The organism is Tenacibaculum halocynthiae, from assembly GCF_964512825.1.
Lineage (GTDB): Bacteria > Bacteroidota > Bacteroidia > Flavobacteriales > Flavobacteriaceae > Polaribacter > Polaribacter halocynthiae.
In genome coordinates this window covers 429,275-441,796 of the sequence record NZ_CAZELG010000021.1, presented here as the reverse complement: position 1 = coordinate 441,796, position 12,522 = coordinate 429,275, and the positions used below count along the sequence as shown (strand labels likewise).

Annotated in this window: 10 protein-coding genes; 7 read left to right on the top strand and 3 right to left on the bottom strand. The window is 27.8% G+C overall.

Annotation, left to right across the window (positions count from 1 at the left end; genetic code table 11):
• The first annotated feature begins 2 nt into the window (after positions 1-2).
• The 3 genes from ACKTTQ_RS09025 to ACKTTQ_RS09015 all read left to right on the top strand — a co-directional run bounded on the left by ACKTTQ_RS09025 (position 3) and on the right by ACKTTQ_RS09015 (position 2,965).
• A complete protein-coding gene (locus ACKTTQ_RS09025) occupies positions 3-704 on the top strand; it encodes a response regulator transcription factor (RefSeq protein WP_408049008.1) in 702 nt (233 codons plus the stop codon).
• A gap of 106 nt (positions 705-810) precedes the next feature.
• On the top strand, positions 811-1,368 hold the full coding sequence (locus ACKTTQ_RS09020) for a hypothetical protein (protein WP_408049007.1): 558 nt from the start codon (positions 811-813) through the stop codon (positions 1,366-1,368).
• A gap of 295 nt (positions 1,369-1,663) precedes the next feature.
• Positions 1,664-2,965 (top strand): dihydrolipoamide acetyltransferase family protein, encoded by a 1,302-nt coding sequence (locus tag ACKTTQ_RS09015; protein WP_408049006.1) that lies wholly within the window; start codon positions 1,664-1,666, stop codon positions 2,963-2,965.
• 76 nt (positions 2,966-3,041) lie between these two features.
• On the opposite strand, the gene ACKTTQ_RS09010 is transcribed toward ACKTTQ_RS09015, so the two are convergent.
• A complete protein-coding gene (locus ACKTTQ_RS09010; RefSeq protein WP_299135088.1) occupies positions 3,042-5,042 on the bottom strand; it encodes an alpha-ketoacid dehydrogenase subunit alpha/beta in 2,001 nt (666 codons plus the stop codon).
• Positions 5,043-5,250: 208 nt separating this feature from the next.
• Between ACKTTQ_RS09010 and ACKTTQ_RS09005 the strand changes: the two genes are divergently transcribed.
• Entirely contained in the window at positions 5,251-5,985 is a 735-nt protein-coding gene (locus ACKTTQ_RS09005; RefSeq protein WP_093871730.1) for a DUF6263 family protein, read from the top strand.
• Between the two features lie 51 nt (positions 5,986-6,036).
• On the opposite strand, the gene ACKTTQ_RS09000 is transcribed toward ACKTTQ_RS09005, so the two are convergent.
• Positions 6,037-6,738, bottom strand: a complete 702-nt coding sequence (locus ACKTTQ_RS09000; RefSeq protein WP_093871729.1) for a LytR/AlgR family response regulator transcription factor — start codon at positions 6,736-6,738, stop codon at positions 6,037-6,039.
• Entirely contained in the window at positions 6,738-7,514 is a 777-nt protein-coding gene (locus ACKTTQ_RS08995; protein ID WP_299135087.1) for a sensor histidine kinase, read from the bottom strand. Before ACKTTQ_RS08995 ends, ACKTTQ_RS09000 begins: the two co-directional genes overlap by 1 nt.
• A gap of 503 nt (positions 7,515-8,017) precedes the next feature.
• Here ACKTTQ_RS08995 and ACKTTQ_RS08990 point away from each other — a divergent pair.
• The 3 genes from ACKTTQ_RS08990 (at position 8,018) to ACKTTQ_RS08980 (ending at position 12,517) form a co-directional block, all read left to right on the top strand.
• A complete protein-coding gene (locus tag ACKTTQ_RS08990) occupies positions 8,018-10,177 on the top strand; it encodes a DUF5916 domain-containing protein (RefSeq protein ID WP_113787438.1) in 2,160 nt (719 codons plus the stop codon).
• 79 nt (positions 10,178-10,256) lie between these two features.
• On the top strand, positions 10,257-11,297 hold the full coding sequence (locus ACKTTQ_RS08985) for a helix-turn-helix domain-containing protein (RefSeq protein ID WP_408049005.1): 1,041 nt from the start codon (positions 10,257-10,259) through the stop codon (positions 11,295-11,297).
• A 101-nt stretch (positions 11,298-11,398) separates the two neighbouring features.
• Positions 11,399-12,517, top strand: coding sequence for a nuclear transport factor 2 family protein (locus ACKTTQ_RS08980; protein ID WP_408049004.1), 1,119 nt, complete (start codon positions 11,399-11,401; stop codon positions 12,515-12,517).
• Positions 12,518-12,522: the final 5 nt, after the last annotated feature.

Sequence of the window (12,522 nt, the reverse complement as noted above, 5' to 3'; positions counted from 1 at the left end):
AAATGAAAGAAGAGAATAAGCACCATGTATTATTGGTTGAAGATGATATCGATTTTGGAAATATTTTAAAACAGTATTTAGAAATTACTGGATATAATGTTACTTGGTTTAAAGATGGAGAAGAGGCATTAAACAATATCAAATCTAATATCTATAATATATGTGTATTAGATGTAATGATGCCTAAAATGGATGGCTTTACTTTAGCCGAAAATATTACCAAGTTGTTTCCAGAGTTACCTTTTGTTTTTTTAACAGCAAGAAAGTTGAAAGAAGATAAGCTAAAAGGATTAAAATTAGGGGCAGATGATTATATCGTAAAACCTTTTGAAGCAGATGAGTTAGTATTACGATTACATAATATCTTAAAAAGAACAAATACTAAAGTAGTAAAAAAAGATATCGAGTCTAAAATGCTTATAGGTTTTTATACTTTTGATACACAAAGATTAGAATTGACTTTTAATGATTCTATACAAAAATTAACAGAAAAAGAAACTGAATTAATATTGTTTTTATTTAAGCACAAAAATCAACTTTTAAAAAGAGAAGCAATTTTAAATGCTGTTTGGAAAAACGATGATTTTTTCTCTGGTAGAAGTATGGACGTTTTTATAAGTAGACTACGTAAATATTTTAAAGAGGATCCAAACATTACTATTGAAAGCTCAAGAGGAATTGGGTTAGAATTCAAGATAAGTTAATGCTTCTGTGTTTAAGGTTAATCATAGGTTAATGGTTACTATTTATTCTTTTTGATTAAAAACACTATCTACATTTGTAATCTAATTAATTATAAAATAACATATTATGAAGATTACACATTTAGTTTTTTTGTTCATGTTTACTAGCGTATTTACAACAATTGCACAAACACCTCCTACGCCACCTATACCATCAAATAGTAGTTATTCAGGAAACAGACATACAGATGTTACAACAACAATTAGTAATTCTACAAGTATTTCTAATTCTGATGATTCTTACGATTTCACAGCCAAATTTCAAAAATCTAAAAGAAATGAAATTCAAAATCTTTTAAAAGAAAAATTAAAAGGATATAAATTAAAAGTACAGGGAAGTAATTATGTTTGGTCAAAAGAAAGTAATGGTTCTTTAGTTTTTGAATGTACGCTTAGAAAAAAGACAATGAAAATATTTTTATACAAAAATGAGGTTTCTCAATATTCGTATAAGAAAATAAAAGCTTTAGGAAATGATTTACAAAAGTTAATAACTAAGCATTCAAGATCAAGAAATGGATTTAATGGTATGGAATACGCAAGAGAAAATGTAAGACGAGCTAAAAGAGAATTAGAAAGAGCAGAAGAGAGATTACGTATGATTCAACGTAATAATAATCAATAATAGCATAAAAAGTTGTTTTATCATAAACAGAATGAAGATGTTTTTTATGTTATTGTAAATAAAATTCGTCATAAATTAAACGAATAAAGGATTAAAACGATAGTTGTTTTTATTTTGAGAATATGGTAAAATTAGTAGTTTTTTTAAGTGTTTGAAGATAGAATGTGTTTGAATTTGTTTGTTTTGTTGGTAATAATGTAATATGAATTAATCCTTAAGAATTGTTTTTTAGCATTTTTTATGATGAAAAACCATCGATTTTTAGTACTTTCGCAATCCACAAAATAGACAAACAATGGCTAAATACGAATTGAAGTTGCCTAAAATGGGCGAAAGTGTTGCCGAAGCAACTATTACCTCTTGGGTAAAAGAAGTAGGAGAAACGATTGAAATAGATGATACCGTTGTTGAAGTAGCTACCGATAAAGTAGACAGTGAAGTACCAAGTGAAGTTGAAGGTAAATTAATTGAAATTTTATTTGACAAAGATACAGTTGTTCAAGTTGGAGAAACAATTGCAATTATAGAAACAGAAGGTGATGGTGGAGAATCTGATTCTGAAGTTAAAGAAGATGTAAAAGCAGCTGTTGTTGAAGTTGAAAAGAGTATAGAAGTAGCAAAAGAAGTTGTTACAACTTCTTTAGATACAACTTCAAGTGACCGTTTTTACTCACCTTTAGTTAAAAATATAGCACAAAAGGAAGGAATTCTTATCGATGAGCTTGATACTATTAACGGTTCTGGAAAAGATGGGAGAGTTACAAAGAATGATATACTGTCTTATTTAGAAAATAGAGTAAATCAGCCTAAAAAAGTTGAAAACAAAGAAGCTGCACCAGTAGCAGTTAAAGAAGTGAAAACTCCTTCTACTCCAGTAACAATGAGTGGAGAAGATCAAATTATTGAAATGAGTCGTATGGGTAAGCTAATTGCTAAACATATGGTTGATTCAGTTCAAACTTCTGCTCATGTTCAATCTTTTATTGAAATTGATGTTACTAATATTGTAAAATGGAGAAATAAGGTTAAAGATGCTTATTTAAAAAGAGAAGGTGAAAAGTTAACCTTTACTCCAATATTTATGCAAGCTGTAGCTCAAACTATAAAAAAACATCCTATGATTAATATCGCTGTTGATGGTGATAAAATTATAAAAAGAGGGAATGTTAATTTAGGAATGGCTGCTGCTTTACCTGATGGAAATTTAATTGTACCAGTAATTAAAAATGCAGATCAATTAAATTTAGTTGGAATGACTAAACAAGTTAATGATTTAGCAAATAGAGCAAGAGCGAATAAGTTAAAGCCAGATGAAATTCAAGGAGGAACTTATACTGTAACTAATGTTGGTGGTTTTGGTTCAATTATGGGAACACCAATTATTAATCAACCTCAAGTAGCTATTTTAGCACTTGGAGCAATTAGAAAAATGCCTTCAGTAGTTGAAACACCTGAAGGAGACTTCATTGGTATTCGTCAAAAAATGATTGTATCACATTCTTATGATCATAGAGTAGTTAACGGAGCTTTAGGAGGTATGTTTATAAAAACATTAAAAGAAATATTAGAGTCTTGGGATGTGAATCAAGATTTATAATACTTCATTCAGGAATAATAAAAAAAGCTTAGTAATTATTACTAAGCTTTTTTTATTATTATTTTTTAAAAGAATTCTAATAAGCTAATAATTCTGAAAGCTCATTTTCAAATCGATGTTTTGGCAAGTATTCTTTTTCTAGGTTTCCAGCAAAAGGAATAGGAGTGTCTAAACTAGCAACACGTTTAACCGGAGCATCTAAATATTTGAAACAATTTTCTGTAATTAGAGAAGAAATTTCTCCAGATAAACTTCCAAATAAAGAATCTTCTTGAAGAATAATTACTTTACCAGTTTTCTTAACAGAAGTAAAAATTGTATCAGTATCTAATGGTTGTAAAGACCTTAAATCAATTAAATCTGCTGAAATATTTTGATCCTTTTTTAATGTTTCTAAAGCCCAATGTACTGCAAGTCCAAAAGCAATAATAGTAACATCTTTACCTTCTTTTAATAAAGAAGCTTTGCCAATAGGAAGTGTGTAATAATCAGTAGGAACGTCTTGGTAAATAGTTCTATATAAACCTTTGTGTTCAAAAAATAATACAGGATTTGGATCGTTAATAGCGGTTGTTAATAAACCTTTTGCATCATAAGGAAAAGCTGGGTAAACAACTTTTAAACCAGGTGTTTTTGTAAACCAAGCTTCATTTGATTGTGAATGAAAAGGACCTGCACCTACACCAGCTCCACAAGGCATTCGTATAACAACATCGGCTTTTTGATTCCAGCGATAGTGAGATTTAGCTAATAAGTTTACTATTGGATTAAATCCAGTAGAAACAAAATCTGCAAATTGCATTTCCATTACAGCTTTCATTCCATTAATAGCTAATCCATATGCAGCAGAGACTATAGCAGATTCACAAATAGGAGTATTTCGAACTCGTTCTTTACCAAAAAGCTCAATAAAACCTTCTGTAATCTTAAAAACACCACCATATTCAGCAACATCTTGCCCCATAACAACAATGGAATCGTTTTGTTCCATAGCTTGTTTTAATCCTTTTGAAATGGCATCTATTAAACGTATGTTTTCAGTTTCTGAGTTTTCAGAAACATGCTTGTATTCAGTTTTTTGGTAAACATCATTTAATTCTTTTTCTATTGTTGATGAAATAACATCTTCTTCAAAAGTAGCCTTAAGATTTTCATTGATGTTGTTTTTTATTTCATTTCTAAATTCTTCATCTATAGTATTAGTTAAAATACCATTAGTAATTAAATATTCTCTATAGTTATCTAAAGGGTCTTTAACAGCCCATGCGTCCATTAATTCTGTAGGAACATATTTGGTACCACTAGCTTCTTCATGACCTCGCATTCTAAAAGTTTTGAATTCCAATAAAATTGGTCTCGGATTATTTCTAATACTTTCTGCTAATTCAGAAACTTTAGTATAAACATCTAAAATATTATTACCATCTATAATATGTGATTCCATACCATAACCAATACCTTTATCAGCTATATGTTCACAATTATATTGTTCTGAAGTAGGAGTAGAAAGCCCATAACCATTATTTTCAATACAAAATAAAACGGGTAAACTCCATACAGAAGCAACGTTTAAAGCTTCATGAAAATCACCTTCACTTGTACCTCCATCACCACAAAAAACGGCACAAGCATGATTGTTATTTTTCAGTTTATTGGCTAAAGCTATTCCATCAGCAACTCCTAATTGAGGCCCTAAATGAGAAATCATTCCAATAATATTATATTCTTGAGTACCAAAATGAAAACTTCGATCTCTTCCTTTTGTAAAACCATTTGCTTTACCTTGCCATTGAGAAAATAATCTATTTAAAGGTATATCCCGAGTGGTGAAAACGCCTAAATTTCTATGCATTGGTAAAATATATTCATCTTTATTTAAAGAATAAGTTACCCCAACAGAAATGGCTTCTTGCCCAATACCACTAAACCATTTTGATATTTTCCCTTGACGTAAAAGAATTAACATTTTCTCTTCTATCATTCTAGGTAATAACATTCTTTTGTAAAGGTCAATCAATGTTTCGTTTTGAAGTGCACCTTTATTATAAAGCATTGTGGTTTTAGTATTAGTATTCATTTTAAAAATTTAAAATAGATTAAGGAATAGTCAAAAGTGACTAAAAAAAAGATAGAATCAAAGGCTTATTTGAGAATTTTTTAAATTTAAACAGTTTTTTTTATGACACTGTTAAAAATAATGATTAAAAAATAGTGATTTACGATTTGATACTCGTTTGAAAAAAATATTATTTACGTATATTCGTACACCACAAAAAACTATTAAAATGACTAAAAAAATTATCGCTTTATTATTGTTTGTAAGCACAATAACATTAGCGCAAGAGAAAGTATTACTGCGTTTAAATTATGAAAAAGGAGATAGCTATGTTATGGACATGAAAATGTCTCAAAATATGGGAACAGTAATGTCAATGAACATGAATATTGAAATGAAGCAAGACATAAAAAGTGTTTCTAATTCTGAATATACTAGTGAAATGAAAATTACCAAAGTGGTAATGAATATGATACAGCAAGGTATGCCAATGTCTTATGATTCTTCAAAAAAAGCAGAAGACTTAGATGATACTGGTAAAATGATGAAGTCTCAAATGGATCCTATGTTGCAGGCAGTTATAACTATGAAAGGTAATAACTTAGGAAAAGTATTAGAATCAAAAGTAGAGCCTAATATTCCAGGAACAAGTGATTTAGCAAATCAATCAAGTAATGTTGTATATCCTGAAAATGCAGTTGCTGTTGGTGATACTTGGAATATGTCTAAAAATAGTAAGGGAATGGATTTTAACTTTGTTTATAAAGTGAAATCTATTACAAGTAAAACTGTATTATTAGATGTAACGGGTAAAGTTAAAGGAATGGCATTAGGAGATATTATAGGAACAATGACTGTTGATAAAAAATCTGGAGTACCTACAGAGTCTAAAATTGATATGACAATGAAAGTACAAGGGCAAGATCTTAAAACTACTATGGTTTTAACAATGACTAAGAACTAGTAGGGCAAATTATAAAATATTAAAAAAACTCAGGAGAATATCCTGAGTTTTTTATTTTAAAATATCGAGTATGTTTTCTTTATAATTATCACTAATAGGAATTTCAATAGCATTAATTTCAACATCGTTTTTTGTATAAGCAGTAATTTTATTACGATTTACAATATAAGAACGATGAATACGAACAAATCTATTGTCTAGTTCTTTTTCAAAAGCTGAAATACTAAATTTTACAGTATGAAACTCATTTTCTAAATGAATTTTCACATAATCTTTTAAACTTTCTATGTATAATATATCAGTAAAAATAATTTTTATTTTTTTTCTGTTTTTAGTAACAAAAATATAGTCATTAGTTGTTGATGGTGAAATATTTATAGATGTTTGTTTACCAGTAGAATGTATTGATTTAAACTTTTCAATAGCTTTAAAAAAACGAGAAAAAGTAATAGGTTTTAATAAATAATCAACGGCGTTTAATTCAAAACCATCTAGAGCATAATCTCGATATGCAGTAGTGAAAATTACTTTAGGCTTTTGTATTAGGTTTTTAAAAAAATCAGTTCCTTTTAAAACTGGCATTTCTATATCTAAAAAAAGCAAATCGATAGTTTCTTGTTGTAAAATACTACTTGCTTCAATAGCACTTGCACAAGAAGTAACTAATTCAAAATCTGTTAACTGAGATATGTGAGTTTCTATTAATTCTCTAGCTAATTCTTCATCATCAATAATTAAACATTTATAAATCATTATTTAGCTAGTAGTTTTAATGTTACGGTATAAAATTTTGTAGTATTTTCTATATCTAAATCGAAATTATCAGGATAAATCAATTCTAATTGCTTTTTTATATTTTTTAATCCAATACAATGTTCAGTGTTTTTTTCTAAACTAACAGTTGGTTTAGAATTTTTAATGTTAAAAATAATTTGATTGTTTTTAAGACTGATATTAATTGTAATGAAAGCTTCATTTAGCTCTTGACTTACGCCATGTTTAAAGGAGTTTTCAATAAAAGTAAGTAATAACAATGGAGCAATTTTAACATCTTGCTGAATATTTCTTTCAAAAGAAATTTGTACTCGTTTTCCATACCTAACTTTTTCTAAAGACAGGTAATTTTCAATAAGTTCAATTTCTTTTTGAAGCGAGACAAAAGTATCATTACAACGATATAACATATAGTCTAAAATATCAGATAATCGTTCAATAACTTCAGGGGTTTGATCTGATTTTTTTAAAGCTAAAGTATATAGATTATTTAATGTGTTGAATAAAAAATGCGGGTTTAATTGATGTTTTAAGGCTGTTAATTCAGCAGTCTTTTTTTGTTCATTTAAAATTAATAGTTTTTGTTGATTCTTATAAAAACTAGCCATTAATAATAATGTAGCAGGAGTTAAGAATTTTATAGACTTACTTAAAAAAGCTGAAAAACTTAAAAGCCGTTCAAAGTATGTTTCTTCAGCATATTTTTTAGCAATTTCATTATAAAACTGTATGTATTTAGGTTCATACAAAAACATATGTAAAAACAGATAAAACCCATACATAAATATTAATAAAAGTACCACCCAAATTATAAAAAGTGTTGTTTTTTTTGTGTTCAAAAACCTAGGAACTAAAACAAACAAACAAGTATAAGCAGTAATTATTTGAGGAATTAAAATTTTTAATGTAGAATGAAATAATTGGATATATCCTCCGCCAAAGTTGGTAATGTTTGAGGAGAACATAAAATAAAAGAGCACACATAACCAAAACAATATATGTTTAAAAAATACGGTACTAGAAAAAAGATATTTGTTTTTAAAAATAATCATACAGTTAGCTAAAATACAATTATAGCTTCTATTTCACCATTAAAATTGCCGAAATAGGGTTTGAAGATGTTGTATAGGTAGTTTATGAGGATAAAATAAAATTTGAAACTAAAAGCACTTTCTAGTTGCGTTAAAGCTGAGTTTGTCTACTTATTTTATGAGATGTTAGTAACAATAATACTTTTGATGAAACTTAAAATATAAAAATGAAAAATTTTCTAACTTTATTACTATTAAGCTTCATAGTAAATAGTTTTTCTCAACAGCCAATTATTAAATTTATAGATACTAAAATTAAAATTGATGGTAAATTAAATGAGAAAACTTGGAATAAATTGACTGCATATACAGGATTTTATAATTATGCGCCTACTGATGTTGGTTTAGCAAAGAATCAAACATCAGTAAAAATGTTTCATAATGGAGAATATTTATTTGTGAGTTTAATTTATAATGATAGTACACCAAAAACACAAGTAAGTTCATTAAAACGCGATACTCCTATAGGTTTGAGTGATGGATTTGCTATGGTTTTAGATACACAAAATCAACAACAAAACGCATATTATTTTTCAGTAAATAGCTACAGTACACAAATTGATGGAATTGTTGAACGTGTAAATGAAGGGTATGATTTTAGTACAAGTTGGAGTACTGTATGGAAAGCAAAAGCTTTTATGAATGGAAAACAAAAGCAATATGAGATAGCAATCCCCTTGAAGTCTTTAAATTTTAATAAAAATAATACTGTTTTTGGAATTCAATTTTATGTGAGAGATATTAAAATTAATTCATGGACTATTTTAAAAAATGTGAAAAGGAATTATCGTTTATTTGATTTACGATTTACTGAAAAATTTACCATTGAACACTTGCCGAAAATATCTCCATCACGCTTTACTGTTACACCTTCTTTAACAATCAATAATCAAAATGATGTTAAAAATAATACTAGTAATACTACATATAAGCCAAGTTTAGATGTACAGTATAATATAACTTCATCACTAAAATTTGATGCTACTATAAATCCTGATTTTTCCCAAATCGATGTAGATCAGCAGGTAACAAATTTTACTCGTTTTGCAGTGAATTTCCCTGAAAGACGTAACTTTTTCCTTGAGAATGCTGATTTGTTTTCAAATTTGGGGGTAAGTGGGGTTAATCCTTTTTATTCAAGGCGTATAGGCTCAAAAAGTCCAATTCAATTTGGATTAAAATTATCTGGTAATGTTTCATCTAAAACAAGAATTGGAGTTTTAAATGTTCAAACTGAAAAAGAAAATAGTGTTCAATCTCAAAACTATGGGGCTATTGTAGCTGAACAACAATTGTCTAAAAATTTTACAGCTACAGGTTTTTTTATTAATAGACAAGAAACAGCAGGTTTTGAATTTATAGACGATTATAATCGAGTTGCAGGAGTTAATGTGAATTATAAATCAGATAATAATAAATGGACTGGAATAGCAAATTTTGGGAAGAGTTTTAATGATGATGTTTCTGGAGATAATAACTTTTATAATGCTGGGATATGGTTTAATAAAAGAGGTTTTAGTTGGAGTGCAGCAATGAAAAATGTAGGTAAAAATTATATTACTGATGTTGGATTTACTCCAAGGTTATATAATTTTGATGCGGTAAATAATATAGTAATTAGAGAAGGATATACCCAGACAACAGGAAGTGTTAGGTTTGAAAAATTTTATGAAAACTCTAAAGCGTTAAATTCCATTCGTTATTTAAATTATAATAACAATACTTATTTTAATGAAAGTGGAACTGTAAGTCAGTCATCACACTTTTTAAATGGGGCTCTATTTTTTAAAAACTTATCAGCTTTATATTATGTTTTTAAACATGATTATGTTGATTTAAAATACGGTTTTGATCCATTAGGTAATGGAAATGCATTAATACCAGGTACATATAATTACGGTATTCTAAAGATAGGGTATAATTCAGCAAATAATCAAAGATTTAGATATCGTTTTAATGTACAAAAAGGAAATTACTATACAGGAAGTAGAGTAGCTGCAGGTGCCTATTTAAACTATCAACTACTACCTTTTGCAAATTTACAATTCAACTACGATGTTAATAAAATAGATTTAGATTTATTAGGAAAAGAAACCTTTCATTTAACTCGATTTACAGGTGAAGTATTTTTTAATAATCGGTTAAATTGGACAACGTATGTTCAGTATAACACACAGCGAGATAATTTTAATGTGAGCAGCAGGTTACAATGGGAGTATAAACCATTATCGTATGTGTATTTGGTAGTAACCGATAATTTTAATAAAACTATTACTAGAACCAATTGGGGAGTAGCTTTTAAAATGAATTATAGATTTGATTTTTAATTAAAAATTTTAGGTTAATAAAACACTTGAGAGCATCAAGTGTTTTTGTTATTTTTGAAAGCATAATAAATAACATTAAATGACTTTTGATAATTCAATCTTGTTTTTTTTATGCTCACTAGGAGTTTTTAATGGATTTCTTGTAAGTGTATATTTTTTGTTTTTGGGGAAACCAAAGCGAACACAAAATACATTATTTGGATTTCTAGTTTTAATGTTATCTATTAGGATAGGAAAATCAGTATACTCTCTTTTTAGTGAAACTAAAGATTTATTAATAATGCAAATAGGTCTTTCAGCATGTTTTTTAATTGGAGTTTCGTTATTTTATTATTTAAAATCCTCTGTAGAAAACAAAAAGAAAATACCTACTGTATGGAAAGTACATGTTTTTAGTCTCTTTTTTATTGTCGTTATTATTGGGTTGCTTAAACCTTATAGGACAAACATAGAGTTTTGGAGAGATTTTGTAACAGTTATTTACACGATTTGGGGAATATATATATTGTTTTCTGGGTTTGTTTTAAAAAATATCTATAAAAAAATATTCAGTAAAAGTTTAAAATATTCCACTTCTGAATTATGGTTGGTTGCTGTTTTTCTAGGGAATGTATTAATTTATTTAGCTTATTTAATTGGTTATTTTTGGATGTATTTTTTGGGAACATTAGTTTTCTCGTTAGTTTTTTATGGATTACTTTTCTTTTTTATGTCAAAAAAAAATAGAGAAACTATTTTCAAAGATATTCCTAAGAAATATGTATCAAAGAAAATTGATAATAATGAAGCTGAAAGCCTGATTATAGAGTTACATGAGGTAATAAAGAAAAAACAATTTTATAAGAATAGTAATATTAAATTAAAAGATATAGCAAAAGAATTGAATATTACTTCACATAAATTATCACAATTGTTGAATGATAATTTAGGAAAAAGCTTTGCATTATTCATAAATGAATACCGAATTAAGGAAGCCAAAAAGTTATTGAAAGAAGAAACTAAAATAACTTTAGAAGCCATAGGCTTTGAAGCTGGATTTAGTTCTAAATCTACTTTTTACGCAACGTTTAAAAGGGTTACCGGTAAAACACCATCAGAATATAAAAAGGAATTTTCGTAATTTTTTATTCCAAAATTATAATTCTGGACACTTGAATTATAACTTATAACCAATTTTTAGGGTTCTCTATTTAGGTTTGTTGAAAATCTAAAATTAGAGTCATGAAAAAATACACCTTGTTAGTAGTATTATTTTTAGTATTTCAAATACTACAAGCGCAAACAGAAACAGAAAATTTACTTGTAAAGAAAACATTACAAAACTATATTGAAGGAAGTTCTTATAATAAATTAAAGTTATTAGAAAGTGCTTTTGCTGAAAATGCAACTTTATACCTTACAGGAAGAGATGGTTTTAAGGTTTATACTCCTAAGGAATACACTGGTTTTTTTAAAAACTCAATAAAAGGAAAATTTAATGGACGTGATGGTAAAATATTATATGTAGAGGTAGTGAAAGATATAGCAACAGCTAAAGTTGAAATAGCCGGGCCAGGAAGGAAATGGGTTTATATTGATTTATTCTTGCTAAAGAAAACTAATGGTAATTGGAAAATTATTAGTAAAACAGCAACAAAGGTTGATGATCCAGAAGAAAAGGCTGTTTTATTTGTTGTTTCAAACGCTCATTTTTATGGAGATACAAAATTAAAAACGGGTAATAGCTTTTCAGAAATTGTAAATGCCTATGATGTTTTTAAAAAAGCTGGATACACTGTTGATTTTTTAAGTCCAAAAGGAGGAGCAGTCCCTTTAGCATATATTAATACTTCAGATAGTGAGAGTAAAAAATATTTATACGATTCTAATTTTATGAATGCTTTAAAAAACACAAAATCACCTTCAGAAATTAATGCTTCAAAATATAAAGCGGTTCAATACATCGGAGGAGGTGGTGCTATGTTTGGTGTTCCAGAAAATAAAGAGATACAAAGTATTGTAATGGAAATTTATGAGAAGCATAAAGGAATTGTTTCTTCAGTATGCCATGGTACAGCAGGTATTATTAATTTAAAAACTAAAGATGGGAAATATTTAGTAGATGGTAAAAATGTTAGCGGATATCCAGACGATTATGAAAATAAAACTAAAGATTATTTTAAAACTTTTCCTTTTTTAATTAAACAAACGATTGAGAAAAGAGGTGGGAAATTTCAATTTTCTAAACCAGGGAAAGCTCATGTTGAAGTAGATGGAAGGTTAATAACTGGGCAAAATTATTTATCGTCAAAGGGAGTTTCATTAAAAACAATTGAAATAATAAATGCAACTATGAAATAGTCTTG